This is a genomic window from Pseudomonas extremaustralis, from assembly GCF_900102035.1.
Lineage (GTDB): Bacteria > Pseudomonadota > Gammaproteobacteria > Pseudomonadales > Pseudomonadaceae > Aquipseudomonas > Aquipseudomonas extremaustralis.
In genome coordinates, this window is sequence record NZ_LT629689.1 from 3,318,954 (window position 1) to 3,345,289 (window position 26,336).

At 60.6% G+C, this 26,336-nt stretch carries 25 protein-coding genes; 16 read left to right on the plus strand and 9 right to left on the minus strand.

Annotation, left to right across the window (positions count from 1 at the left end; genetic code table 11):
• Positions 1 to 15: 15 nt before the first annotated feature.
• Positions 16 to 1,362, minus strand: coding sequence for a spinster family MFS transporter (locus tag BLR63_RS15225; protein ID WP_010563584.1), 1,347 nt, complete (start codon positions 1,360 to 1,362; stop codon positions 16 to 18).
• Between the two features lie 254 nt (positions 1,363 to 1,616).
• On the opposite strand from BLR63_RS15225, the gene BLR63_RS15235 reads away from it, so the two are divergent.
• Both BLR63_RS15235 and BLR63_RS15240 read left to right on the plus strand, forming a co-directional pair.
• The gene (locus BLR63_RS15235; protein WP_042946527.1) at positions 1,617 to 1,985 is read left to right on the plus strand and encodes a YkgJ family cysteine cluster protein; all 369 of its coding nucleotides are present in this window, start codon (positions 1,617 to 1,619) and stop codon (positions 1,983 to 1,985) included.
• A gap of 347 nt (positions 1,986 to 2,332) precedes the next feature.
• The gene (locus BLR63_RS15240; RefSeq protein WP_042946526.1) at positions 2,333 to 4,510 is read left to right on the plus strand and encodes a hypothetical protein; all 2,178 of its coding nucleotides are present in this window, start codon (positions 2,333 to 2,335) and stop codon (positions 4,508 to 4,510) included.
• 221 nt (positions 4,511 to 4,731) lie between these two features.
• On the opposite strand, the gene BLR63_RS15245 is transcribed toward BLR63_RS15240, so the two are convergent.
• Complete coding sequence (locus BLR63_RS15245; protein WP_010563581.1) at positions 4,732 to 5,034, minus strand: DUF2288 domain-containing protein; 303 nt, start codon at positions 5,032 to 5,034, stop codon at positions 4,732 to 4,734.
• Between the two features lie 339 nt (positions 5,035 to 5,373).
• On the opposite strand from BLR63_RS15245, the gene BLR63_RS15250 reads away from it, so the two are divergent.
• The 9 genes from BLR63_RS15250 to BLR63_RS15290 all read left to right on the plus strand — a co-directional run bounded on the left by BLR63_RS15250 (position 5,374) and on the right by BLR63_RS15290 (position 13,076).
• Positions 5,374 to 6,501 carry a branched-chain amino acid ABC transporter substrate-binding protein gene (locus BLR63_RS15250; RefSeq protein WP_010563580.1) on the plus strand — a complete coding sequence of 376 codons (1,128 nt, stop codon included), beginning with the start codon at positions 5,374 to 5,376 and terminating at the stop codon, positions 6,499 to 6,501.
• A gap of 226 nt (positions 6,502 to 6,727) precedes the next feature.
• Positions 6,728 to 7,651 (plus strand): high-affinity branched-chain amino acid ABC transporter permease LivH, encoded by a 924-nt coding sequence (livH, locus tag BLR63_RS15255; protein ID WP_010563579.1) that lies wholly within the window; start codon positions 6,728 to 6,730, stop codon positions 7,649 to 7,651.
• Entirely contained in the window at positions 7,648 to 8,901 is a 1,254-nt protein-coding gene (locus tag BLR63_RS15260) for a high-affinity branched-chain amino acid ABC transporter permease LivM (protein WP_010563578.1), read from the plus strand. The genes livH and BLR63_RS15260 overlap by 4 nt, the downstream gene beginning before the upstream one ends.
• Complete coding sequence (gene livG / locus BLR63_RS15265; protein WP_010563577.1) at positions 8,898 to 9,665, plus strand: high-affinity branched-chain amino acid ABC transporter ATP-binding protein LivG; 768 nt, start codon at positions 8,898 to 8,900, stop codon at positions 9,663 to 9,665. Before BLR63_RS15260 ends, livG begins: the two co-directional genes overlap by 4 nt.
• Position 9,666: 1 nt before the next feature.
• A complete protein-coding gene (locus tag BLR63_RS15270) occupies positions 9,667 to 10,368 on the plus strand; it encodes an ABC transporter ATP-binding protein (protein WP_010563576.1) in 702 nt (233 codons plus the stop codon).
• Positions 10,369 to 10,613: 245 nt separating this feature from the next.
• Entirely contained in the window at positions 10,614 to 10,919 is a 306-nt protein-coding gene (locus tag BLR63_RS15275) for a BufA1 family periplasmic bufferin-type metallophore (RefSeq protein WP_010563575.1), read from the plus strand.
• Positions 10,920 to 10,942: 23 nt separating this feature from the next.
• A complete protein-coding gene (gene bufB, locus BLR63_RS15280; RefSeq protein ID WP_042946524.1) occupies positions 10,943 to 11,821 on the plus strand; it encodes an MNIO family bufferin maturase in 879 nt (292 codons plus the stop codon).
• Positions 11,818 to 12,594, plus strand: coding sequence for an HvfC/BufC N-terminal domain-containing protein (locus tag BLR63_RS15285; protein ID WP_010563573.1), 777 nt, complete (start codon positions 11,818 to 11,820; stop codon positions 12,592 to 12,594). The genes bufB and BLR63_RS15285 overlap by 4 nt, the downstream gene beginning before the upstream one ends.
• The gene (locus BLR63_RS15290; RefSeq protein ID WP_010563572.1) at positions 12,591 to 13,076 is read left to right on the plus strand and encodes a DoxX family protein; all 486 of its coding nucleotides are present in this window, start codon (positions 12,591 to 12,593) and stop codon (positions 13,074 to 13,076) included. The genes BLR63_RS15285 and BLR63_RS15290 overlap by 4 nt, the downstream gene beginning before the upstream one ends.
• On the opposite strand, the gene BLR63_RS15295 is transcribed toward BLR63_RS15290, so the two are convergent.
• Positions 13,073 to 13,981, minus strand: a complete 909-nt coding sequence (locus tag BLR63_RS15295; RefSeq protein WP_010563571.1) for a LysR family transcriptional regulator — start codon at positions 13,979 to 13,981, stop codon at positions 13,073 to 13,075. The genes BLR63_RS15290 and BLR63_RS15295 overlap by 4 nt on opposite strands.
• A 213-nt stretch (positions 13,982 to 14,194) precedes the next feature.
• On the opposite strand from BLR63_RS15295, the gene BLR63_RS15300 reads away from it, so the two are divergent.
• The 3 genes from BLR63_RS15300 to BLR63_RS15310 all read left to right on the plus strand — a co-directional run bounded on the left by BLR63_RS15300 (position 14,195) and on the right by BLR63_RS15310 (position 17,282).
• A complete protein-coding gene (locus BLR63_RS15300) occupies positions 14,195 to 14,794 on the plus strand; it encodes a short chain dehydrogenase (protein WP_010563570.1) in 600 nt (199 codons plus the stop codon).
• A gap of 96 nt (positions 14,795 to 14,890) precedes the next feature.
• Positions 14,891 to 15,562 (plus strand): COG3650 family protein, encoded by a 672-nt coding sequence (locus BLR63_RS15305; RefSeq protein ID WP_010563569.1) that lies wholly within the window; start codon positions 14,891 to 14,893, stop codon positions 15,560 to 15,562.
• Positions 15,563 to 15,668: 106 nt separating this feature from the next.
• Positions 15,669 to 17,282 (plus strand): NAD(P)/FAD-dependent oxidoreductase, encoded by a 1,614-nt coding sequence (locus tag BLR63_RS15310; RefSeq protein ID WP_010563568.1) that lies wholly within the window; start codon positions 15,669 to 15,671, stop codon positions 17,280 to 17,282.
• A 58-nt stretch (positions 17,283 to 17,340) separates the two neighbouring features.
• Here BLR63_RS15310 and BLR63_RS15315 read toward each other — a convergent pair whose 3' ends face one another.
• Positions 17,341 to 18,435, minus strand: coding sequence for a PLP-dependent cysteine synthase family protein (locus BLR63_RS15315; protein ID WP_010563567.1), 1,095 nt, complete (start codon positions 18,433 to 18,435; stop codon positions 17,341 to 17,343).
• Between the two features lie 218 nt (positions 18,436 to 18,653).
• On the opposite strand from BLR63_RS15315, the gene nhaA reads away from it, so the two are divergent.
• On the plus strand, positions 18,654 to 19,829 hold the full coding sequence (gene nhaA, locus BLR63_RS15320; RefSeq protein WP_010563566.1) for a Na+/H+ antiporter NhaA: 1,176 nt from the start codon (positions 18,654 to 18,656) through the stop codon (positions 19,827 to 19,829).
• 75 nt (positions 19,830 to 19,904) lie between these two features.
• On the opposite strand, the gene BLR63_RS15325 is transcribed toward nhaA, so the two are convergent.
• Complete coding sequence (locus BLR63_RS15325) at positions 19,905 to 20,369, minus strand: outer membrane lipoprotein (protein WP_010563565.1); 465 nt, start codon at positions 20,367 to 20,369, stop codon at positions 19,905 to 19,907.
• Positions 20,370 to 20,526: 157 nt separating this feature from the next.
• Between BLR63_RS15325 and BLR63_RS15330 the strand changes: the two genes are divergently transcribed.
• Positions 20,527 to 20,787, plus strand: a complete 261-nt coding sequence (locus BLR63_RS15330) for a hypothetical protein (protein ID WP_010563564.1) — start codon at positions 20,527 to 20,529, stop codon at positions 20,785 to 20,787.
• 36 nt (positions 20,788 to 20,823) lie between these two features.
• On the opposite strand, the gene pdxH is transcribed toward BLR63_RS15330, so the two are convergent.
• The 4 genes from pdxH to BLR63_RS15350 all read right to left on the minus strand — a co-directional run bounded on the left by pdxH (position 20,824) and on the right by BLR63_RS15350 (position 26,322).
• Positions 20,824 to 21,471 carry a pyridoxamine 5'-phosphate oxidase gene (gene pdxH / locus BLR63_RS15335; RefSeq protein WP_010563563.1) on the minus strand — a complete coding sequence of 216 codons (648 nt, stop codon included), beginning with the start codon at positions 21,469 to 21,471 and terminating at the stop codon, positions 20,824 to 20,826.
• Positions 21,472 to 21,498: 27 nt separating this feature from the next.
• Positions 21,499 to 22,653: an OmpA family protein gene (locus BLR63_RS15340; protein ID WP_010563562.1), complete on the minus strand. Its 1,155-nt coding sequence runs from the start codon at positions 22,651 to 22,653 to the stop codon at positions 21,499 to 21,501.
• 143 nt (positions 22,654 to 22,796) lie between these two features.
• Positions 22,797 to 23,942: an EstA family serine hydrolase gene (locus BLR63_RS15345; protein WP_010563561.1), complete on the minus strand. Its 1,146-nt coding sequence runs from the start codon at positions 23,940 to 23,942 to the stop codon at positions 22,797 to 22,799.
• Positions 23,943 to 24,024: 82 nt separating this feature from the next.
• Positions 24,025 to 26,322: a beta-galactosidase gene (locus BLR63_RS15350; protein WP_010563560.1), complete on the minus strand. Its 2,298-nt coding sequence runs from the start codon at positions 26,320 to 26,322 to the stop codon at positions 24,025 to 24,027.
• Positions 26,323 to 26,336: the final 14 nt, after the last annotated feature.

A 26,336-nucleotide genomic window follows, 5' to 3' on the forward strand; every position in this document is an offset into this window, starting at 1 on the left:
TCTTTATTCATGGTTTCAAGCCGTCGCAGCAGCAGCCGGCACCTCCACCGCCCCCAACCCGTCCTTCATCCGCTTGGCATCGCGCACAAAACTGCGCGACGCCTGGAACAGAAACAGCAGGGTCAAGAACAGCGCCACCGGAATCAGGTACATGGCGTCATGCAGGCCCACCGCTTTATAAGCCTCGGTCATCTGCTCCGCCCCGGCGGCATACATCGCCGAATGGGCGAAGTGATCGGACAAGCCCCCCACCACAATCGGCCCCATGCCGCCGCCCAGTAAATACAACCCGGCAAAGAACAGCGCCATGGCCGTGGCCCGCAGGCGCGGTTCCACCACGTCCTGGATCGCCGTGTACACGCAGGTATAAAAGTTGTACGCAAACAACCAGCCCACGCTGAACAGCGCCACAAACACACCAATCTCGATACGCCCGGCATGTAAAGCCCAGGCCGTGGTGACGGTGGAGATAATCAGACTGAACGCAGCGAACAACAGGCGACCGTTGGCCACCCGTTGATGGATCTTGTCGGCCACCCAACCGCCCAAGGTCAGGCCCACCAGACCGGTCACGCCTACAATCACGCCGGTCGCGACCGCAGCCTCCTGCAACGGCATCAGAAAGTAGCGCTGCAGCATCGGCACCAGAAACGAGTTGCACGCGTAGGTCGCGAAGTTGAAGCACAGCCCGGCCAGCACCAGCCAGAGGAAGGTCGGCACCGCCAGCACACGACGGATCGGGCGGTCGACGCGCGCCTGGGCGACCTGCACGGTTTCGGCCGCACCGCGCTTGGGCTCCTTGATATAGAACATGAAGATCGCGAGGATCAGCCCCGGTATGGCGGCAATAAAGAACGGCGCGCGCCAACTGTCGAACGCCTTGACCATCGCGCCAATGGTGAAGAACGCAAGCAACAGCCCCAACGGCAGGCCCAGCATGAAAATCCCCATGGCCCGCGCGCGACGGTGCGCCGGGAACAGGTCGCCGATCAGCGAGTTGGCCGCCGGCGCATAGCTGGCCTCTCCAATGCCGATACCCATGCGCACCAGCAGAAAGCTCCAGAAACTGCCGACCAGGCCGTTGATCGCCGTCAGCCCACTCCAGGCGAACAGGCCCCAGCCCATCAGTTTGCTGCGGGAGCCGGTGTCGGCCAGACGCCCGAGCGGTAAGCCGGCAATGGCATAGACGATGGTGAACGCGGTGCCGATGATGCCGAGCTGGAAGTCGCTCAGGTGCCATTCCATGCGGATTGGCTCGATGATGATCGCCGGGATCGTGCGGTCGAAAAAGTTGAACAGGTTGGCGAGGAACAGCAGGAACAGAATGCGCCAGGCATTCGCCGCTTGGGTCGAGTTCTGCATGGGTCCGTCTCTTTTATTGTTATGAGAGCTGCGATGCCCGATGCATCCTGCTCAGGTCCCTGCAACATAGTCAGGCCGGCGGCGGTTGTCTGTAATGATTCGTAAAGCTGATAGGGCATGATTTCACCCAGAACTACGGGGTTTTTCCTACGAAAAATATAAGTGCGCGCCCCTCTTCCCAACGACCACGGCGCGATTAGAATGGCGGGCCTTCCTGTAACAACCCCTCTTACCTTTCTTAATCGATGACGCCCATGTCCGAAGCCAGTCCGTGTCTGAATTGCGGTGCCTGCTGTTCACACTTTCGTGTGTCTTTCTTCTGGGGTGAGTGCGCCTCCTCGGGTGGCACAGTGCCCGACGACCTGGTGGTGCAGATCAGCCCCTCTCGTGTGGCGATGATCGGCACCGACCAGAAACCCGCACGCTGCTGCAGCCTGGAGGGCACAGTCGGCCAGGCCACCAGCTGCTCGATCTATGCACAGCGTTCCAGTGTCTGCCGCGAGTTCGAGTCATCATGGAGCCAGGGCGTGCAGAACATCGATTGCGACACCGCTCGCGCCGCGTTCGGCCTGGCGCCGCTGGAAGCAGCGCCCTACGAGCTGGAGTTGCCCATCAGCGCCTAGCATCGATTAGTGACGCGGCTGCACAGGGAGCGCGACCGGCACCCGATCATCGCCCGGCTCAGCGAAGTGGATCAGGCCCGCGTCGAAACAGCCATTCCATGGTCACGCCCGCACCATCTCGGTCATCAGGCCAATTCGCTGACGCCCAATCTTTGGCATTTCGCCACTATTTTGCCTAAAGAACGCCGAGAAACGGCCGATTCATCAGAGTCCGGCCAGGTTTTCTCTGGGCATACCAGGGTCAAGCCCGATAGCCCCGGACAAGGACGCACTGTAAAGTCGCGAACTCTCATTCCGTGATGGCCACTTGATATCTTTCAGCCATCCGCTCAGGCACTTGGCGCACAATGACTCCTAAAAATAATGCTTCCACCGTGGTATCCGACGTGTTGCTCCCAGCTCCTGCGGAAAAGCCCTCAGGTTCGAAGTCATTGAGCACCGCCCGCCCGTTGGCCACTCAGCAGTACCTTTACTTCACCGAAACCAATACCGATCGCATCCTGGATAACCTGGACGGCTTGCGCGACATGGTGTTCCCGCGCCCGCCCCACACGGAAGGCGACGGCGAACTGCGCAGCGAGCAGGAGTTTCCTTCGGTATGCCTGATCGGCCTGGGCCGCTGCGGCTCGAACATCGCGCTGGACGTGGCCGAATTGGTCTACAACGCACGCAAGTTCTACCTGAACGAATTCAGTACCGAAGACAAGTCGCTGGACAAGGGCTACAGCCCCGCCCAGTGGATTCGCAACAACCTGCGCCTGGGCAGCGGCAAGGCCAGCAAACCGGTGTTCCTGGTAGAGCCGCTGGTGATGCTGGGCGACTTGGACAAGGACATCGCCGGGCGCATCCGTTTCTCGCGCAAGGGCGAAAAAAGCGGTTTCCTGCGCGACTACAGCAAGATGAAAATCATGGACCTGTCGGAAGTCCATGCCGGCGGCGCCGGTAACGCGCCGATCCTGGGCCAGTACCTGGCCAAGATCATCCTCAACAAAGACACCCAGCGCTTTTCCAGCCCCGACTGGAAGATGATCCACTCGTACCTGATCGACTCCTGCGGCATCAAGGCCAACCAGTCGCGCCTGTACTTCTCGATCTTCAGCGCCGGCGGCGGCACCGGTTCAGGCATGGCCTCGGAGTTCGGCCTGGCGCAACAGCACTCGTACATGAACAAGACGTTCGACACCAAGCCTGCCGACGAGCACGACAGCAAGAGCGGCCACGCCTTTGTCTTCGAGCCGATCTTCACCAGCGGCATCTGCGTGCTGCCGAATATTTCCGATCACCGCAGCGAAATGTCCGAGGCGCTGCACATCAACGCCGGTCGGCTGCTGTGCAAATACCTGTCGGAAGAGTGGGATTTCTCATACAACTTCGCCAATGAAGACAGCAGCGAAGCCAGCGTGAAAGGTCGCATCCGACCGTGGAACGCGATGATGCTGATTTCCAATGACATCATGCGCTATGCCGAAGAGAGCGATGACGGCAACATCCAGAACATTGACGTCAATGCCATGGAAAAACACGCCAACCAGTACATCTCTCAACAGATCTTCAACATCCTGACGGCCCAGGCCGTAACCACCGACTACGACCAGAACTATTTCCGTCGTGCCGGTATCGACATCGGCGAAACCATTCGCCTGGATGCCAATGACCTGTTCATGAGCCTGGCCGGCCCGGTGGCGATTGCCTACGCCGAATCCGTGGTCCCGGAAACCCCGGCGCCGTCGAACGACAAGTTCAAGGTGTTCGACAAAGAACCCCAGCGCCTGAACATCGACGACCTGTTCTTCCGTTCCATCGACCTGCCGCACTTCAACAAGGTCACCCAGGCCATCGAAGGCATCAGCCTGCTGCCGATCGAATCCAAGCGCTACAAGGCCTCCCTGGAACAGTACAAGAACTCCGGCTACGACGCCGCGGCGCTGCATGACCTGCACTTTTTCAAGAACTGCTCGTCGGTGGTGTCGATCGTGTCCTTGCCCAAGGACTACAAGCTGTCCTACATGGACCTGAACCGGCTCAAGACCCACCTCAACAGCCTGTTCCCCAACACCACCCTCAAGCGCTATGCCCTGGTGATCGGCGCTTCGGCGAACCTGTCGCTGACCACCTTGATCGCGAAAAGCCCATGCCTTTCGGATGATTTTCTCACCCTGATCGTGGCCTTTATCAAGCGCTGCTTCGCGCGCAACCCGTACCGCTTCGACGACACGCTGGACAACTCGATCCTGGATTTCATCATCCACGAGGAATTCGACGAAGGCCGTATCGATGAGTTGCTCAACGAGTTCGAAAACCCGGCGAAGATCCTCGATACCAACTGGTACGCGATCAAACCAATGTATGAGAAGAAGTACCGCGAATTGATCAACGACAAAGAGAAGTTCGTGTCGATCAATGACATTCGCCTGTCACGGGATTGCGTGAAGAAGGCGATCAAGTACCTGCGTGAGATCTACCGTCACCGCATCGGCAAGACCAAGGTCATTTCGTTGAATAACCATACCGGCAAGACGGCCTAAGCGTTTGTGGCGAGGAAGCACGCTCCCTCGCCACGACAACCTGCTTACACCGAGAAACAATTGCTCGCACATTCCCCGTCGCGCAAAACTGTTGCCATGACGCACACGTCACCCTCGCATGTGACCTTTCTCCACGGCAACGTGCCATCAGGATCCTAGCGGTTACTCCGCTACCCACTTCGTCCCGGACACAACACGCACCATATTGGCGCGTCGCGTTCCTACGATGCCCTTTCCTGGATCAAAATCCACGGTGAAACCACCACCGCCCACAGGCCAGGGTCGCGCTCCACCAGGTCCAATGCCCGCGTCGCAGACACTTCGCCCAGGCTGCCCGCGGCCAGCCAGGCAGCGACTTTGTCACGGTTATCGTCGGCCATTGCCTCGGCGGCCTCGATCAAATCCAAGCCGGCGTCGACCCACAATAGGGCACCCTTGGCAAAGAACGGTTCAAGCTCCTTCCAGGAAATTTCGGCGGTTTCACCGAGCAGCTTGGCATAGAGGGTGCTAGGTTCTTGCGTCATGGGCGTCTACCTGAAGAAAAAATCGGCGCAATCATAACGTCGTGCGTCAGGTAGAAAAACCCGGTTGCAAATGAGTCATCGATAGAAAGTGTCAGGAAAGCCAAGGATTGCCTGAAACGCTGGCATCACCCGCCGCAATTCTGTCTTTTTCTTTCATTAAAGCGACACACCCCGGTTTTGCCCCCAGCAGCCAGCTTTTCAAGCGATCGACCGGCGCTCTACACTGTACCGGTACAGTTGCCAGGGCACTGCCGGGGGATATCCGAGATATCCGATCCGGTTCTACAGCTCACAAGGCCGCTAGAACTATAAAAAAGACAACAGTAAGAGTGGAGCACTATGAATAAGGCTACTAAGCAGATTTCCAAACTGTTTGCCGCTATGGTCCTGGCTGGGGTTGCCGGCCATTCGTTCGCAGCCGACACCATCAAGATCGGCATCGCCGGCCCCAAGACCGGCCCGGTGACCCAATATGGCGACATGCAATTCATGGGTGCCAAGCAGGCCATCGCCGATATCAACGCCAAGGGCGGCGTCGACGGCAAGATGCTCGAAGCCAAGGAATACGATGACGCTTGCGATCCGAAACAAGCCGTTGCCGTGGCCAACAAAGTGGTCAACGACGGCGTCAAGTTCGTGGTCGGCCACCTCTGCTCCAGCTCCACCCAGCCAGCGTCCGACATTTATGAAGACGAAGGCGTGATCATGATTACCCCGGCCGCCACCAGCCCGGAAATCACCGCGCGTGGCTACAAGCTGGTGTTCCGCACCATCGGTCTGGACAGCGCCCAGGGTCCTGCGGCTGGCAACTACATTGCCAACCACGTGAAGCCGAAAGTCGTTGCCGTCATCCACGACAAACAGCAGTACGGTGAAGGTATCGCCACCGCCGTCAAGCAGACCCTTGAAAGCAAAGGCGTGAAAGTCGCCCTCTTTGAAGGCATCAACGCTGGCGACAAGGACTTCGGCTCGCTGATCCAGAAACTCAAGCAAGCCAACGTCGACTTCGTCTACTACGGCGGCTATCACCCTGAGCTGGGTCTGATCCTGCGCCAAGCCAAGGAAAAAGGCGTGAACGCCAAATTCATGGGCCCAGAAGGCGTCGGCAACGACTCCATCTCGCAGATCGCACAGAATGCTTCCGAAGGTCTGCTGGTCACCCTGCCGAAGTCGTTCGACACCGATCCGGCCAACAAAGCCATCGTTGAAGAGTTCACCAAGAACAAGCAGGACCCTACCGGCCCGTTCGTGTTCCCGGCCTACTCGGCGGTTGAAGTGATTGCCGGCGGTATTGCTGCCGCGAAAAGCGAAGACACCGCCAAAGTGGCGGCAGCTATCCACGCGGGTACCTTCAAGACCCCAACCGGCGACCTGAGCTTCGATGCCAAGGGCGACCTGAAGGACTTCAAGTTCGTGGTCTACGAATGGCACTTCGGCAAGCCGAAAACCGAAGTTTCCCCTCAGTAAGCCAGGCGTTACTGGTCAACAAGCCCACTGTGAGAGCAGTGGGCTTTGTTTTACGAGGTTTATGGGCCTGTCACCCGCGATCCGGGCGCTGGCTCACCTGAAAATCTTAAAACCGTCACCAGCGGTTCGCTGGCAAACGCTTCGTGCAACCTGGCCACAGAACAGGGCACCGAGCCGGAAATGACTCCACCAGTGAAATGCGTATCGGGTTTTTAGGAGCGCTGTAATGCCTGAGATCTATCATTTTTTCCAAACGCTGGTTAACGGGATGACCGTTGGCAGCACCTATGCCTTGATAGCCATTGGCTACACAATGGTTTACGGCATCATTGGAATGATCAACTTCGCCCATGGCGAGGTATACATGATTGGTTCCTACGTGGCCTTTATCGCCCTTGCCGGGCTGGCCATGATGGGTATCCACTCCCTGCCGCTGCTGATGACCGCCGCGTTCCTTGCGTCGATCGTCGTAACCAGTGCCTATGGCTACAGCATCGAACGGGTTGCCTATCGCCCCCTGCGTGGCAGCAACCGTTTGATCCCGCTGATTTCCGCCATCGGCATGTCGATTTTCCTGCAGAACACCGTATTGCTGTCCCAGGACTCCAAGGACAAGTCCATTCCCAACCTGATCCCGGGGAGCTTCTCCTTCGGTCCAGGCGGCGCACAAGAAGTGCTGATTTCGTACATGCAGATCCTAGTCTTCGTCGTCACCCTGGTGGCGATGCTCGGCCTGACCCTGTTCATCTCCCGCTCTCGTCTGGGCCGCGCCTGCCGGGCCTGCGCCGAAGACATCAAGATGGCCAACCTGTTGGGCATCAATACCAACAACATCATTGCCCTGACCTTCGTCATCGGTGCCGCGCTGGCGGCCGTCGCGGCCGTCCTGCTGAGCATGCAGTACGGCGTGATCAACCCCAACGCCGGTTTCCTGGTGGGCCTGAAGGCCTTTACCGCGGCGGTACTGGGCGGCATCGGCAGCATTCCGGGCGCGATGCTCGGTGGCCTGGTGCTGGGTGTGGCAGAAGCCTTTGGCGCCGATATCTTCGGCGACCAGTACAAGGACGTCGTGGCGTTCGGCCTGTTGGTTCTGGTGCTGTTGTTCCGTCCGACCGGCATTTTGGGCCGTCCGGAGGTTGAGAAAGTATGAGCAGATATCTTAAATCGGCGTTTTTCAACGCCCTGTTGGTGTGGGCCGTGGCGTTCCCGGTACTCGGTCTCAAACTGAGCATCGTCGGCATCAACCTGGAAGTGCATGGTACCGGCCCCGTGACCCTGAGCATCATCGCCCTGTGCTCGGTGCTGATGTTCCTGCGCGTGCTGTTCACCCAGCAGGTCGGCGCCTTGTTCAAGCGCAACCGTGGCCCTCTGGTCTCGCCCAAGGTCAGCCAGTTCCTGACCCTGCCGCGCACCCAGCGCTACATCATCATCGGGCTGATCATCGCCGCGCTGATCTGGCCGTTCTTCGGCTCGCGCGGTGCGGTCGACATCGCCACCCTGATCCTGATCTACGTGCTGCTGGGCCTGGGCCTGAACATCGTGGTGGGCCTCGCCGGCCTGCTCGACCTGGGTTATGTGGGTTTCTACGCGGTAGGTGCCTACACCTATGCCCTGCTCTCGCACTACCTGGGCTGGAGCTTCTGGATCTGCCTGCCGCTGGCCGGTATGGCGGCAGCCACGTTCGGCTTCCTGCTGGGCTTCCCGGTGCTGCGCTTGCGCGGTGACTACCTGGCGATCGTAACCCTGGGCTTCGGTGAAATCATCCGCCTGTTCCTGCGTAACCTGACCGACATCACCGGTGGTCCCAACGGCATCAGCAACATCCCCAAGCCAACGTTCTTCGGGCTGTCGTTCGACCGCACCGCTGCCGAGGGCCTGCAGACCTTCCACGAATACTTCGGGATCGACTACAACCCGGTGAGCAAAGTGGTGTTTCTGTACCTGGTGGCGCTGTTGCTGGCCTTGGCGGCACTGTTCGTGATCAACCGCCTGCTGCGCATGCCGATCGGCCGCGCCTGGGAAGCGTTGCGCGAAGATGAAATCGCCTGCCGTGCCCTGGGCCTGAACCCGACCATCATCAAGCTGTCCGCCTTCACCCTCGGTGCTGCATTCGCCGGGTTCGCCGGCAGCTTCTTCGCTGCCCGCCAAGGCCTGGTGACCCCGGAGTCGTTCACCTTTATCGAATCGGCGATCATCCTCGCCATCGTGGTACTGGGTGGCATGGGCTCGCAACTGGGTGTGATCCTCGCGGCGATCGTGATGATCCTGCTGCCGGAAATGATGCGTGAGTTCAGCGAATACCGCATGTTGATGTTCGGCGCCATGATGGTGCTGATGATGATCTGGCGACCTCAAGGCCTGCTGCCCCTGCAACGTCCACACATGGAGCTGCGCAAATGAGCCGCGAGATCCTGAAAGTCGAAAACTTGAGCATGCGCTTCGGCGGCTTGCTGGCGGTCAATGGCGTGGCCCTGACCGTTAAAGAGAAACAGGTCGTGGCATTGATCGGCCCGAACGGCGCCGGCAAGACCACGGTGTTCAACTGCCTCACCGGCTTCTACAAGCCGACCGGCGGTACCATCCTCCTGGATGGCCAACCGATCCAGGGCCTGGCCGGTCACGAAATCGCCCGCAAGGGCGTGGTGCGGACCTTCCAGAACGTGCGGTTGTTCAAGGACATGACAGCGGTCGAAAACCTGCTGATCGCCCAGCATCGTCACCTGAACACCAACTTCTTCGCGGGTCTGTTCAAGACCCCGGCGTTCCGCAAGAGTGAGCGCGAGGCCATGGAATACGCGGCCTACTGGCTGGACAAGGTCAACCTCACCGAGTTCGCCAACCGCCCTGCCGGCACCCTGGCCTATGGGCAGCAACGTCGCCTGGAAATCGCCCGCTGCATGATGACCCGCCCGCGGATCCTCATGCTCGACGAACCGGCGGCCGGCCTGAACCCCAAGGAAACCGAAGACCTCAAGGCCCTGATCAGCGTATTGCGTGAAGAAAACAACGCCACTGTGCTGTTGATCGAACACGACATGAAACTGGTCATGAGCATTTCCGACCACATCGTGGTGATCAACCAGGGCACGCCATTGGCGGACGGGACGCCGGAGCAGATCCGCGACAATCCTGAAGTGATCAAAGCCTATCTGGGGGAAGCGTAAAATGCTGCAATTCGAAAACGTTTCCACTTTCTACGGCAAGATCCAGGCTCTGCACAGCGTCAACGTGGAAGTGCGCCAAGGCGAGATCGTCACGCTGATCGGTGCCAACGGCGCCGGCAAGTCGACGTTGCTGATGACCCTGTGCGGTTCGCCGCAGGCCCACAGCGGCAGCATCCGCTACATGGGTGAAGAGCTCGTTGGCCAGCAGTCCTCGCACATCATGCGTAAAAGCATCGCCGTGGTCCCGGAAGGCCGCCGGGTGTTTTCGCGCCTGACCGTGGAAGAGAACCTGGCCATGGGCGGGTTCTTCACCGACAAGGGCGACTACCAGGAGCAGATGGACAAGGTGCTGCACCTGTTCCCCCGACTCAAGGAACGCTTCAGCCAGCGCGGCGGCACCATGTCCGGCGGCGAGCAGCAAATGCTCGCCATCGGTCGTGCGCTGATGAGCAAGCCCAAGCTGTTGTTGCTGGACGAACCATCCCTGGGCCTAGCACCGATCATCATCCAGCAGATCTTCGACATCATCGAACAGCTGCGCAAGGACGGTGTGACGGTGTTCCTGGTGGAGCAAAACGCCAACCAGGCGCTGAAGATCGCCGACCGTGCCTACGTGCTGGAAAACGGCCGGGTGGTGATGCAAGGCTCGGGCGAGCAGTTGCTGACCGATCCTAAGGTGCGCGAGGCCTACCTGGGCGGTTAAAAAAACCGCTGGTTGGATGAACCGGACCTGAATGTGGGAGGGGGCTTGCTCCCGATGGCAAAGTGTCAGTCACCATCATTGTTGACTGATTCAGCGCCATCGGGAGCAAGCCCCCTTCCACATTTTTTTGCGTGGCGCCTGAAGAATTATTTTCGGGCGGCCTGTAACGAAATTCGCCATACCGCCTCTAGTGGTGTAAGCAGGCACTCAAGCCCGCTCCCTCAACCCACTGCTGGAGATACACCATGACCACCAAAACCCGTTCACTGTCCGCCGCCGCCCTTGTCCTCTCCCTGGGTTCGGCCCTGAGCCTGTCCGCCCTGAGCACCACCGCCCACGCTGCCGACGACATGCAGAAATGCTTTGGCGTCGCTGAAGCCGGCAAGAACGATTGCGCCGCCGGCGCCGGTACTTCCTGCGCCGGCACCTCGAAAACCAAAGACCAGGCCGACGCCTGGAAACTGGTCCCGGCCGGCACCTGCACCCAGACCCCAAGCTCCACCTCGCCGACCGGTTTCGGCCAGGAAGCTGCATTCTCCGCCAAGTCCTGAAACCCGGCGCTGCCTGAGTACTGATGATGACGCTTTCATCCCTGCAAACGCTCGCACCGGCTCAGGTGCCCGGCCTCCCTTGTCGGGCCGGGCTGGGGCTGAAAAACGAGCACTTCGCCGAAGTGCTCGAGACTTCTCCCGACATCGGTTTTTTTGAAGTGCACGCCGAAAACTACATGGTGGCCGGCGGGCCGTTTCATCACTACCTGGGTTTGATCCGCGAGCAGTACCCGCTGTCGCTGCACGGCGTGGGCCTGTCCATCGGCGGTGAAGGCGAACTCGACCGTCAGCACCTGGCACGGCTGGCGGCACTGCTGGAACGCTATCAACCCCAATCCTTTTCCGAACACCTGGCCTGGTCGAGCCACGGCCCGGTGTTTCTCAATGACTTGCTGCCCCTGGCCTACGATTCAGCCACCCTGAAACGGGTATGCGAACACGTCGACCAGGTACAAAGCACGCTCAAGCGCACGATGCTGCTGGAAAATCCGTCGACATACCTGCAGTTCCAACGCTCCACCCTGGACGAGACTGACTTCATCGGCGAAGTCATCCGTCGCACCGGTTGCGGCCTGCTACTGGACGTCAACAACGTCTATGTGTCGTGCATCAACCACCAGCGCGACCCGCTCGCCTATATCGACGCATTGCCGTTACACGCGGTGGGTGAGATTCACCTCGCGGGCTTTGCCGAAGACACCGACAGCCTCGGCGACCGCTTGCTGATCGATGACCATGGCGCGCCGATCGATAACGCCGTTTGGCAGTTGTACGAACAGGTCCTGTCGCGCATCGGTCCGGTGGCGACGCTGATCGAACGGGATAACCAGGTGCCGGCTTTCAGCGTGCTGCTGGCCGAAGCCGATCATGCCGAATGGCACTTGTCACAGGCACGCCCATGAGCCTTCAAGAAGCATTTGCCAGTGCCCTGCTGGCACCTGACCGGGCCTGCCCCGATGGGCTGTTCAGCAGCAACGGTGCCGACCCCGCCAGCCGTTTTGCGGTGTACCGCAACAATGTGCACAGCTCGTTGATCAATGCATTGGCGACGGCTTATCCGGTGACGGCGCAATTGGTGGGCGACAAGTTCTTTCGCGCCATGGCGGGGCTGTTCGTGCAGACGAATCCTCCCGGCAACCCGCTGATCAGCGAATATGGCAGCGCTTTCGCCGATTTCATCCAGGGTTTCGAACCGGCGGCCAGCGTGCCCTACCTCGCCGATGTCGCACGGCTTGAACGCTTGCGAGTGCGCGCCTATCACGCTGCCGATGCCCAGCCGCTGGACCCGCCAACCGTTGTGCATGCCCTGCAAAACCAAGAGAGCCTGGGTCAGTTGTGCCTGCAACTGCATCCCTCCCTTGCCACCTTGAATTCCCGCTATGGGGTGGTGGCGGTGTGGGCAGCACATCAGACCGAGGGCGCCATGGCCACGTTGAATCCCTGGCACGCCCAAGGCGCACTGGTGCTGCGCCAAGGCCTGGGGGTCAAGGTGTTTGCCATCGACAGCGGCTCGGTCGCGTTCATCGACAGCCTCAAGCGAGGGGCGGCGCTGGAAACCGCAGTGACTCACGCCCTCGAAGCCTCCACCGAATTCGACCTGCACCAGTGCCTGAACCTACTGATCAGCCATGATGCCATTACGCATTTACACCCAGAACAAAAGGTATCGCCATGAACACATCCCCATCGTGCTCGGTTAAACGGGCCATCGTACTTTTCGAGCGTATCCCCTACAGCGTGATCGCCTTCCTCGCCCGGTTTTCCATTGCCGCGGTGTTCTGGAAGTCCGGACAAACCAAGGTCCAAGGCTTTGCCATTGACCTGATCGGCGGCACCTTCCAGTTCGGCGAACCGAAGCTGGCAGCCTCCACATTGTTTCTGTTTCGCAACGAATATCGCGTGCCCTTGCTGCCACCGGATGTGGCGGCGTATATGGCAACGTTTGCCGAACACTTTTTCCCGGTGCTGATCCTGCTGGGCATCGCCACGCGCTTTTCGGCCCTGGCCCTGATCGGCATGACCCTGGTTATCCAGTTGTTCATCTACCCCGAAGCCTACCCGACACACGCCACCTGGCTGGCGTTGCTATTGCTGTTGGTCGCCAAGGGCCCCGGACGCCTGTCCATCGATCACTTGATCGCCCGTCGCTACCGCTAGAGTCGATCCAGGGCTTCGCCGCTGCGCTTGAACCAATCCACCAGGTAGTCGGCCAGTACCTGGGTGCGACGCGGCAGGCCGCCCTGATAGGGATGGACCAGGTACATCGGCATGCTCCGTGTCTGATAATCGCGCAGGAGCCAGCGCAATCGGCCGTCAGCCAGTTCCGCCGGTAACACGTAGGACGGCAGACGGGCGATACCAGCGCCCACCAAGGCCGCCTTCTTCAATAAGTTGTAGTGGTTGGAGGCGAACGTACCGCTGACCCGTACCCGCAACAATTCATGTTGCTGGTGATACAGCCATTCCTCGCGACCGCTGTAATGGCTGTTGAGCAGACAGCGGTGGGCGACCAGGTCCGCAGGGGTCTGGGGTTCACCGTATTGCTCGAGATAAGCCGGGCTGGCGCAAGTCATCTCGTGCCAGGCCAGCAACGGCTTGGCCACCAGGCGCTCGTTTTCAATGGCGCCGGAGCGCACCCCCAGGTCAAAACCATCCCGCGCCAAGTCCCGGTAGCGGTTGTTGAGCTCCAGCTCGATCTGCACTTGCGGGTACTGCTTGGAAAACTCCAGCAACAAACCGTCAAAGAAGGTTTCGCCCAGGGACACCGGAACCGTCATACGCACCGGACCGGCCAGATCATCCTTGAGCCGGGCCAATGCCTGATGGGCGCGATCCACTTGCACCACCAGCGCCTGGGCCTGGGGCAACAACGCCGCACCGGCGGCGGTCAGGCTGAGCCTGCGCGTGGTGCGATGCAGCAGCACCACCGAATACCGTGCCTCCAATTGGCTGATGCGCTTGGACAACTGGCCCTTGCTGCAGCCCAGTTGCTCGGCCGCCACGGTAAAACTGCCGGCTTCGATCAGTACGGCAAAGGCCGCCAGGTCATCCATCTCGCTCATGGATTGTTTCCAATTGAAAACCAAAGGTTGCCTATTAGCGCGTTTATCCCATCAAAAAGCCACTCTAGACTGGCTACCAACCCCTGTAGGAGCGAGCTTGCTCGCGAAAATCGCCAACGCTGACGCGGTCAACCGGGTACACCACAGCGCTCTCGAGTTTTTCGCGGGCGAGCCCGCTCCCACAGCGCCTAACCCCTCTAGAGGAACATCACTATGAAAATCTTATTGATTGGCGCCAATGGCACCGTCGGCTCAGCGGTCAAGGCAGAACTGGCTCCACGTCACGAGGTGATCAGCATCGGTCGCACCCGCGGCGACTTCCAGGTGGATATCAGCGACAGCGCCTCGATCCGCTCGCTGTTCGAACAGACCGGTCAGTTCGACGCATTGATCTGTGCCGCCGGCAGCGTGAACTTCGTGCCGCTGGGCGACATGAGCGCCAGCGATTTTGAATTGGGCTTGCGCGACAAGCTGATGGGCCAGGTCAACCTGCTGCTGATCGGCCGCGAGTACGCCAACGATGGTGCCTCGTTCACCTTCACCAGCGGCATTCTCAACCGTGATCCGATCCGCACCGGCGCTTCGGCCGCACTGGTCAATGGCGCGCTGGATGCCTTCGTCAAAGCCGCTGCAATCGAATTGCCACGCGGCCTGCGCATCAACGCCGTGAGTCCGACCGTCCTGCTGGAAGCCATGGACAGCTACGCGCCGTACTTCCGCGGCTACAAGCCGGCTCCGGGCGCCGAAGTGGCATTGGCCTACGCCAAAAGTGTGGAAGGCTTGCAGACAGGTCAGACCTTTATCGTCGGTTGAATCGGGCGTCTGTCAGAATTGCCTGAAGCTGGCACGCGGGGTTGTGATGCGACGCCAGCCTGCGTAACGTGGCGGCACTTGTCTGGAGACCCGATAATGCGCGCCGCCCGTACCCTCGTTCTGTTTGCCTTGCTTCCCCTGTTCGCTGCCTGCCAGATGTTCGAAAGCGAGCCGGCCAAACCGTCCCTCGCCGGCCTGACCCGCATGCAAGGCGAACTCACGGCAGTCGGCGGCAAGCTGCTGTTCCAGCCGTGCAACGACACACGCAACTACGTGGTCAATGACACCGGCGGCACCAGCGTCCTGCAGGAAGCCGCGTCCCTGGCCGGCCAGCAAGGCGCATTGTTCGTCGACTTGCGGGGCAAATTCTCCGGTGTCGCCAGCGGCAGCCAGGGCAGCGTCGACCTGCAACAGCTCTACCGTGTCGAGCGTTCGACCTCCGCCTGCAACGACCCGGACTTCAAACGCATGACCCTGCGGGCCAATGGCCACAAGCCGGCCTGGGCAATGAACGTGACAGCCAAGGGCATGGTGCTGGAACGCGAAGGCCAGCCACCATTGGCGGTGCCTTATGTGGAAGAGCAACTGGGCGACGGCCGTTTCAACCTGATGACCGAAGCCAATAACCAGCACATCGAGCTGTGGGTGGCCCCGCAACGTTGCATCGACAGCGTCAGCGGCAGCTTGCAGCACATGACCGCCGAGTTGCGGATCAACGGTCAAGTCCAGCGTGGCTGCGCGGCATTCGGCGGTTCGCGGGACGATTGATGGGCGCCAGCGCTGTTTTAGCATGACGGGAAACCACGGTTGGGGCTTATAATCGCCGGTTTGCAAAACTGCCGGCCTTACCAGGCGCCGCACACCGGATCCCGTCATGTTACGAATCACCGAACTCAAGCTGCCCATCGACCATCCCGAAGAAGACCTGCGGCCCGCCATCGTGCAGCGCCTGGGCATCGCCAGTGATGACCTGCTCGATTTCACCCTGTTCAAGCGCAGCTACGACGCCCGCAAAAAATCGTCGGAGCTGTGCTTCATCTACACCATCGACCTGAACGTCAAGGGCGAAGCCGCCCTGCTGCTCAAGTTCGCCGATGACCGCAACGTCAACCCGGCGCCGGACATCAGCTACAAAGTGGTCGGCCAGGCACCCGAAGGCCTGGTCGAACGGCCGATCGTGGTGGGTTTCGGCCCTTGCGGCATCTTTGCCGGGCTGTTGCTGGCACAGATGGGCTTCAAGCCGATCATTCTTGAACGCGGCAAGGAAGTACGCCAACGCACCAAGGACACCTGGGGCCTGTGGCGCAAAAGCGTGCTCAACCCCGAGTCCAACGTGCAGTTCGGCGAAGGCGGCGCCGGGACCTTTTCCGACGGCAAGCTCTATAGCCAGATCAAGGACCCGAAATTCCATGGTCGCAAGGTGCTCCACGAGTTCGTAAAAGCCGGCGCCCCGGAAGAAATCCTCTACGTCAGCAAACCGCACATCGGTACCTTCCGCCTGACCGGCGTGGTGGAAAACATGCGCGAGCAGATCATCGCCCTGGGCGGTGAAGTGCGCTTCGAACAACGGGTCACCGACGTGTTGATCGAAGACGGCCAGTTGAACGGCGTGGTCATCGATGGCGGCGAGCAGATCCTGTCCAAGCACGTGATCCTCGCCCTCGGCCACAGTGCCCGCGATACTTTCCGCATGCTGCACAGCCGTGGCGTGTACATGGAAGCCAAGCCATTCTCGGTGGGTTTCCGTATCGAACACCCGCAATCGCTGATCGACGCCGCGCGCCTGGGCAAATACGCCGGGCACCCGAAACTCGGCGCCGCCGACTACAAACTGGTGCATCACGCCAAGAACGGTCGCTCGGTCTATAGCTTCTGCATGTGCCCAGGCGGCACCGTGGTAGCGGCGACTTCCGAGCTGCACCGCGTGGTGACCAACGGCATGAGCCAATACTCGCGCAACGAGCGCAATGCCAACTCCGGCATCGTGGTCGGTATCACCCCCGAGGTGGACTACCCGGGCGGCCCGCTGGCCGGTATCGAGTTGCAGGAACGCCTGGAATCCCACGCCTACATCCTCGGCGGCAGCAACTACGAAGCGCCGGCACAGTTGGTGGGCGATTTCATCGCCGGCAGACCGTCCACGGCGCTTGGCAGTGTGGAACCGTCCTACAAACCGGGGGTGGCCCTGGGCGACTTGGCCCTGGCCTTGCCGGACTTCGCCATCGAAGCGATCCGCGAAGCCCTGCCGGCATTCGAGAAGCAGATCAAGGGTTACTCGCTGCATGATGCGGTGTTGACCGGTATCGAAACGCGCACCTCGTCGCCGCTGCGGATCACCCGTAACGAATCGATGCAGAGCTTGAACGTGAAAGGCCTGTTCCCGGCCGGTGAAGGCGCCGGCTATGCAGGCGGGATTCTCTCGGCGGGGGTTGACGGGATTCGAATCGCCGAAGCGCTGGCAAGGGACATGCTCGGCATCGACGCCTGAATACAGCGCAGTCTCCAGGAGGGAGGGGGCCCCCTCCCTCATTGGGCATTGCCGCGTGTCAGATATTGGCGCGCAGGACGCTGTCAGGCAGAGGCTCACCGCGCTCCACACTGGCTGCAACGGCCGCGATCAACGTTTCCAGCAAATACCCCTGCCCCGCCAGCCACGCCTGATCGTAATAGGTGGTGGCATACCGCTCGCCGCCATCACACAAAATCGCCACGATCGAGCCCGACTCCCCGGCGGCTTTCATCTGCTGCGCCGCTATCAGCGCACCGATGAGGTTGGTGCCGCTGGACCCGCCGACCCGCCGACCAAGGCGCTCGGCCAGGTAATGCATGGCCGCCAGTGACAGCGCATCCGGCACCTTGACCATCGCGTCGATAACCTTGGGCAGAAACGACGCCTCGACACGCGGGCGGCCAATGCCTTCGATCCGCGAACCGCAGTCCAGGCGCAGGCTGGCGTCGCCACTCTGATAAAAATCGAAAAACACCGAGCGCTCGGCGTCGGCACACAACACGCGAGTACAGTGCTGGCGATAACGCACATAGCGACCAAGGGTGGCGGTGGTGCCGCCGGTGCCAGGGCTGGAAATCAACCAGCTCGGCTCGGGATATTGCTCGAAGCGCATCTGTTGGAAGATCGATTCGGCAATGTTGTTGTTCGCCCGCCAGTCGGTGGCGCGCTCGGCGTAGGTGAACTGGTCCATGAAGTGACCGCCGCTCTCCCGGGCCAGGCGTTCGGATTCGGCGTAGATCTGCGTCGGGTCCTGCACCAGATGGCTCTTGCCGCCATAAAAAGCGATCTGGGCGATCTTTTCCTGGGACGTGGTGGCCGGCATCACCGCGATAAACGGCAAGCCAAGCAAACGGGCAAAGTACGCTTCGGAAATCGCCGTCGACCCGCTGGATGCTTCGATCACTGGAGCGCCCGGCTTGAGCCAGCCATTGCACAGCGCATACAGAAACAAAGAACGGGCCAGTCGATGTTTCAGGCTGCCGGTGGGGTGGCTGGACTCATCTTTAAAGTACAACTCGATACCGGGCAGACCCGGCAGTGGCAAGGGAATCAGATGCGTGTCGGCGCTGCGCTGGAAGTCGGCTTCAATGATGCGAATGGCTTCGCGGGCCCAGGGCCGGTGGTCGTTCATGACGGGTGCTCTCCAAGAGTTTTCATCGCCAATCTTAAGAGTTTTCCTACACTGCACACAGGTACAGTAACGACTCAATTGGACACACAATTACCCGCCATGACAGCAATATCGACGGGGTGCATCACTTATAACAAATAAGAATATAACTTTTGTTTTAACAACTAACGGTACGGGTTAGGGTACCCACCTATTGAACCTTGATTGGAGAGCATCCCTTGCCTCTGCGTAGCACTTTCACCCGTTTCTTCCAGCTGGAAGCCGCCAGCGGTCTGTTATTGATCGCCGCTGCGGCCCTGGCCCTGATCATCAACAACTCACCTTTGTCGCACCTGTACAACGCGTTTCTCGACGTACCGGTGGTGGCACAAATCGGCGCGCTGAAAATCGCCAAGCCAGCCCTGCTGTGGATCAACGATGGCCTGATGGCGTTGTTCTTCCTGCTGATCGGCCTGGAGGTCAAGCGCGAGTTGCTCGATGGCCACCTGTCCAAGCCCTCCCAAGTGGTCCTGCCCGGCGCGGCAGCCATCGGCGGTATGGTCGTGCCGGCGTTGATCTACTGGGCGATCAACAAGGACTATCCTGCGGCACTTTCCGGCTGGGCCATTCCCATGGCCACCGACATTGCCTTTGCGCTGGGCGTACTGGCGCTGCTGGGCAAGCGGGTTCCGGTGTCGCTGAAGCTGTTCCTGATGACCCTGGCAATCATTGACGACCTGGGCGCCATCATCGTCATCGCGGTGTTCTATTCCTCCGACCTGTCCGGTGCCGCCCTTGCTGGCGCGGGTGCCTGTCTGATTGCCTTGATTGCCATGAACCGCCTGGGCGTGATCAAGCTGGCGCCTTACCTGATCGTGGGCTTGATCCTGTGGGTCTGCGTGCTCAAGAGCGGTGTGCATGCGACCCTGGCCGGCGTGACCCTGGCGTTCTGCATTCCGATGCGTACCAAGAACGCCGAACCCTCGCCGCTGCTGACCCTGGAACACGCCCTGCATCCGTGGGTGGCCTATGGCATCCTGCCGCTGTTCGCCTTCGCCAATGCCGGTGTTTCGCTCACCGGGGTCAGCCTGGAAAGCTTCACCCATCATGTGCCACTGGGCATCGCGACAGGGCTGTTGATCGGCAAGACCATCGGCGTGTTCGGCCTCACCTGGCTGGCGATCAAGACCGGCTTGGCCGCCCTGCCCAACGGCGCCAACTGGGGCCAGGTCTTCGGTGTGGCGATCCTGTGCGGCATCGGTTTCACCATGAGCCTGTTTGTCGGCTCGCTCGCGTTCGTACCGGGGGCCAGCGAATTTGCCGGGGAGGATCGAATGGGGATTCTGACCGGGTCGATATTGGCTGCGTGTATCGGTTACGCGATCACAGCGATGGCCAGTCGCAAGAAAGCCTGAACGGACTGGACCGTCGCCCAAAGAAAAACCCCAACCGGTTACCCGGTTGGGGTTTTCTTTGCCTGCTGCTTACCGTTAGCGGGTCACGCGGCTGGTGCCATCTACCGTCATGATGCGCACGCGATCGCCGATGCGGAAGATTTCATTTTCCTGCACGGCCTGCACGTAGGCGCGGATGCTGCCATCGTCTTCGCGGACGGTGATCTCGACACCCTGGGTACGGGTCAGGCCTTCTTCGGTGGCCGAGCCCAGCAGGCCGCCGGCGACGGCGCCGATCACAGCGGTGACGATGCTGCCACGCCCGCCGCCGATGGCGCTGCCGCCAACGCCGCCGATGACAGCACCCGCAGCGCCGCCGATTGGGGTCTTGGTACCTTCGATTTTCACCGGACGCAGGGATTCGATAGTCCCCATGCGCACGGTCTGCACACGACGCGCTTCATCACGGGAGTACGAGTCGCCGGTCAGACTCGAAGCACAGCCACCCAGCAGAAGTGAAAGGGTGGTAACGCAGGCAACCAGTAAAACGGACTTACGCATAGCATCAACTCCAAAGGACAGGTATTCATTAAACGCTGAGGCTTGACGCCTGTCACGGCAAGCCCCGCAGAAAATTGCTTTCATTCAGCCTTAGTACAGACAGCCCGCACCAAAAAAACAGACGAACGGTAGCAGTCTTCTCATTATCAGGACGCTTATGGATTATTTCATTATCGCAGTCACTACCCTCGCCGGCCTGTACTTCCATGGCTGGCTGTACCTGCGCATCAAGCGCTGGATGAACCGCGATCTCGCACTCTCCCTGGCGGGTGGTGACCTGCACAAACGGGCCTATATGCTGCAACAGTTGCAGAGGGCCCATGAGCTGAAGATCAAACGCAGTGACTTGCCGGACTGGCTCAAGAGCGCTGCTCAGCAGTATAAGCCTGAAGCCTCTTCAACAGAGACTTCGGCATGATGGGCATCACTCAAGCAAAGCGATAATAGACACAACTCAGGGCGCGAGGCGCTCGCGAATCCAATCAGCCCCTTGCAGGCGATAGTTCAGGCGATCATGCAGGCGGCTGGCGCGGCCCTGCCAGAACTCGATGCGCTCGGGCAACAGGCGGTAACCGCCCCAATGCTCGGGGCAGTGAGGCTGGCTGTCACTGAAACGCTGCTCGGTGGCCTTGAGCAGTTCATGCAGTTCTTCGCGGTCACGCAGGACCTTGCTCTGCGGGGATGCCCAGGCACCGAGGCGGCTGCCCAGCGGGCGGACCTGGAAATAAGCATCCGATTCCTCCGGCGTGACCTTGACCACCCGCCCTTCGATGCGCACCTGGCGCTCCAGGGTCGGCCAGAAGAACGTCATGGCCCCAAACGGCCGCGCCGCAAGCTGCTCGCCCTTGGCGCTGTCGTAGTTGGTAAAGAAGGTAAAGCCCTGCGCATCCAGGCCCTTGAGCAACAGGATGCGGCAGTGCGGGCGACCGTCCTGATCGACCGTGGCGAGGGTCATGGCATTGGCTTCCACCGGCGGCTGCTCGGTTTTCACCGCATCGCCAAACCATTGGTGGAACAACGTGAACGGTTCGCTCGGAGCCTGGGCCTCGTTCAAACCGTCCCGCGTGTAGTCACGGCGCATATCGGCCAGTGCCTGGGTCATGCAGCGTTATCCTTCTGGTTCAACGGATCAGTTTTTCGCCTGGTCGTTAGCCGGATCAGCAGCCTTGGCTTTTGCCGGAGCAGCCTTCTTCGCAGCGGGCTTGGCCGGGGCCTTTTTGGTCGCAGGCTTGGCCGCGGCTTTCTTGGCTGTGGCCTTCTTGGCGGCAGGCGCCTTTTTCGCCGTGGCTTTGGCGGCCGGTGCCGGAACATCCTGCACGGCAACCATTTCAGCCACTGGCGGTGTCTTGCCCGACTGGTATTTGCTCAGCAAGGCCAACATAGTTGTACGCTGAGTGAACATGATTTCCATGCGACGATTCAGCGCACGGCCCTGGGAGCTGTCGTTGGCGGCGCGCGGCATAAGGTCGCCCATGCCGCGCAGCATCAAGCGGTCCTGCTTCAGGCCGCTGAGGCTGAAGATCGAAGCGATGGACTGTGCACGCTGCTTGGTCAATGCCTGGCTCGCAGGGGCGCTGCCGGTGGCATCAACGTGGCCCAGCACCAGTACGGCAGTCTTGGGATCGGCTTCAACGGCCTTGGCCACGCGAGTGAACGGGCCCAGGGTAACCGGCAGCAACATCTCCGGGCGCTTAGGGTTGTAGGAGCCGTCTACCGGAGCGATCACGACCAGTACGTTGTCGCGACGCTCCAGTTGCAGGTTGCTGTCCTTGATGGCGGCGCGCAGGCGCGGCTCATAGTCGTCCAGCCAGGCCTGGGTGATTTTCGGATCGGGCATCGGCACGTTGGTCACGTCGACCTTGGCCAATGGCTTGGGCTTGCTTTCGAACGGCCACCACCAGTGGGTTTCAGTATCGTTCTTGGCTACCGCAGGGGCCGGTTCCGCAGCCTTGACGTCGGCTTTCAGATCGGCCTTGGCAACAGCAGCTTTATCGTCGGCATTCTTGGAAGAGAACGGCCACCAGCTGGAGCCGGTGTCAGCCTTGGCGACCGGTGCAGGCGCAGGTGTCGGTGCAGCAGCGGCGGCTACAGGTGCGGCAGGCTTGGCCCCGGCGGCAGGTTTGGCATCCGGCTTGGCGTCGGTTTGAGTGACTACGTCCTTGGTAGTGGCTTTATCCGATCCAAATGACCACCAATGCCCGCCCTCGGCATCATTTTGTGGAGTTTGTGCGCAACCGGTAATAGTGAGGCAAAGCGCCAGTGCCAAGGACTTGTTCGATAACATGAGATATCCACAAAATGAGAAAAGAAACGGGGGTCTGATTGACCCGTTAAACAGACGCTTACAGGACATTAAAGTTACATCATTTCCTTCAGCGTCTTCTTATAGTTGCCTTTGTAACAAAAAAACGTGAAACAGCAAGGGGTTTACAGACAACCGGCCAATATTCCGACCAACTTCTGTGCCCGCGGGTCCATAAGTACATAAGGCCCCAGTGTATTAGTCACGAAACCAAACGCTACATCATGTTCAGGGTCGGCAAACCCCACCGAACCGCCGGCACCGGGATGCCCGAAAGCACGTGGGCCAAGGCCGAAGGTGGCATTGGGCAACTGCGGTTGATCCAACATGCAGCCCAGGCCGAAACGGGTTTGTGTCAATAATGTTTTATCCGGCCCGATACTGTGTTCACGGGTCAATTGTTCGAGCATGTCGGCTTCGAGCAAACTACCGTCCAACAAACCGCTATAAAAACCCGCCAGGCTGCGCGCATTACCATGGCCATTTGCCGCCGGCTGCTGCATGCGTCGCCATTCGGGTTTATTAGTGCTGGTCAGAATAGACGGCGGATTGGCAAATGCCCGTGTAGTCATGGCCGTCGGTTCACGCATCATTACTTGCAGTAACCGTTGAGCGGCTTCATCGCCCATGTTGCCTTTGCTGCGCGCTATATGTGCCACGCGATAAAACTCTTCGTCGGCCAGGCCCACATGGAAGTCCAGCCCCAGCGGGCGCGCAACCCGTGCCACGATGGACTCCCCCGGCCCACGCCCGTCGGCACGCCGCAGCAGTTCACCAACCAGCCAGCCGTAGGTGATGGCCTCGTAGCCATGGCCCTGGCCCGGCGTCCACCACGGCGCTTCGGCCGCCAGGGTATCGACCATCAGTTGCCAGTCGTACAGCGCTTCGGTGGGCAACATCTCGCGGATCGCCGGCAACCCGGCCTGGTGGCAGAGCAACTGGCGCAGGGTGATGTTCTGCTTGCCGGCGGCGGCGAACTCCGGCCAGTAGTTGGCAACCGGCGCATCCAGCTGCAGCTTGCCTTCGGCCACCAATTGCAGGGCGGTGACAGCGGTGAAGGTCTTGGTGCAGGAGAACAGGTTGACGATGGTGTCGCTGTGCCAGGCCTCGGTGCCGTCCTTGTCGGCGGTACCGGCCCACAGGTCGACGACGGTTTCACCGCCGATCTGGATGCACAGCCCGGCACCACGTTCCTGCGGGTCATCGAATAACGCGGCGAACGCTTCACGCACCGCTTCGAACTGGAGCTCGTAATGACCCTGAATCTGCACCGGTGCACCCTCGAAAGACAGCGTAAAAAGTGGCCGGCATTGTTCCAGCCCTCAGCGTTTTTGTGAACCCATCAGCACTCAATCAATGACCATTTCCAGCGTGTCCGCCCGCATGCCCGGCGCCTTGCGCCGCGCCTTTGCCGTCACTCGATGCCCTGCCACCTTCGCTTTCACGCACAGCGTTGGCCGCCTTGGCCTTTTGCGCCTCCTTGCCCAGTTGGTCGATCGCCGCCAGGTTGCTTTTGCGCACACTGTCGACAAAGCCCTGGAACGGCACATCGGTAATACCGACCAGGCCGAAATGGCCGTTTTCACCGTCCAGCAAGCGGCCGGTAACCGGTTGGTCCAGATACTGGAACCAATGCACGCCGACAATCGACGGCTCGGCCATGGCCTGCTTGAGGAAGGCACCATACGCCGCACCGCGATCTTCTTCCCTGGCCAACTGCGTCACGCCTCCCCAGAACGGGCCACGGTCGCTGGAGCCAAAGTTGAATTCGGTGATCAGCACCGGTTTGTCCAGTGCGCGCAGGGCGGCAAAGTCATAGCCGTCCTGGGGTTTGAGGGTGTACATATTGAAGCTCAGCACATCGCAATACTGCGCGCAGGCCGCCACCGCTTCCGGCGTGCTCACCGAATAGCGGCCGCCCAGCAGCAGTTGGTTGGGCGCGTGCCATTTCAGCGAATCGGAAAGCGTCTTGAAGTAGGCGTCGGCGAAGGTCTTCTGGAAATATTTGAAGTCGGCTTCGATTTCCGGGTGTTCGGAACTCGGCATCGGCGCTTCGAACCCCGGATCTTCCATCAGTTCCCAGCCGGCCAAGTGGATACCCCAGGCCCGCGACAGGCCTTCTTCGTTGCGATACTTGTCGCGCAATTGCTTGAGAAACGCGCGCTTGGCCGGTACGTCGGTGGTCATGCGCAAGGTCCCGTAGGCCAGGGCATAACGGGATTTCGGATCGTCTCCGGGGCCTGCCCACGCCAGTTCGTTATCGGCGAAGAAGCCGATCAGCCATGGATCATCGCGGTGATCGCGGGCGGCAATGGCCACGGCGCGCTCGGTGGCCATGGCGAAACGCGGGTCGAACGGATCGGGCATGCCGCCCCACCAGTCGGTGCCGGTGCTGATGCTGGCGTAATCGCCGACGATCGACAGCGGCAAGGTGTACGGCACCCGGTCAGCGGTGGCCAGGCCCGGCTCGCTCCAGTTGCCCACGGTGTTGAAACCCCAGGCTTGCAGGCGGTCGAGGGTGTGGGTGACCCAGCGTTTCTGGTCGAAGCCTTTGGTGTCATAGGTGCGCTGCAGGTTGGCGCCATAGAAGTCGTACCAGCGCCCCACATTGAAGCCACGGCCCTGATCGGCACCGTTGCCACTGCGGTTGTCGCCGCTGCCGTAATACTTGTCGAAAGGTTCACCCGCCTTGGGCAATGCCGCGAACATCCACTCGCGGCCGGCTACGTAGGTCTGGTTATTGGTCGCAGCCACGGTGTTGACCCCCAGGGAGTAAAACGGGTGGCCTTCCGGCGTTACGAGGTACCAGCGACCGTCGCGCTTCTCGGTGCGGAAAAAGCCGCTGGCGTCGAACACCGGGCCCTTGTTCCATCCGCCGTATTGGTCCAGGGAGGCGTTGTCCCGCTCGGTAAGCCAAGCCTTGAGCTGTTGCTGCTCCTTGGCGGCGGCAGCCTTGAGTTGCTCGTCGCTGCTGACTTTTTCCGGCCAGCGCGCGCGGTTCGACTGCCCATACGCATCCACCAACTCGCTATAGGCGGCCTTCACCACCGGTTCGCTGTCCTGCACGCCGAAACGTTCCAGCAGGATGCTTTGGGCGGCGACGGGCTTGATCATCGACAGGGTCACCGAGACCACCTGGCTGCGGTCCACCTCCCCGGTGCTGCTGGCCAGCAACACGCGCTGGCCGTCAACGGTGATCGGCATCGGTGGGCCGGCCTTCATGCCTTGGCTCAACGGCGAGTTGGCTTGCAGCGGCACCAGCAAGGTCTGGGCCGGGCCGGCCGGCAGGTCGATGCGGCTGAGCAGGGTCTTGCCGTCGTTGCTCTGCACCTTGACGTACAGGGTCAGCGCCCAGTCCATGGCGCTCTGGATACGCAGGCTCATGGCGCTGGATTGCGACCAGTCCCACACGCCGGTCTGAGGGCTGAGCACCAGGCTCGGCTCGGCCGCCGGGTTGAAGGTGATGCGGCGCAGCACCTCGCCTTCGGCGGTCTGTTCGGCGTTGTATTGCGGCAGGCTGGCGTCCTGGGTCGCCACGTTGACCACATCGGCGGGCCGGACGAAGTTGAACAATGTCTGTTGCCCGGCGGGCGCGGCCATCAGCGGCGCGGCGAGCAGCAGGGCAAAAAGAGCGGGCAGCGTGCGAATCATACGAACAAGGTTCT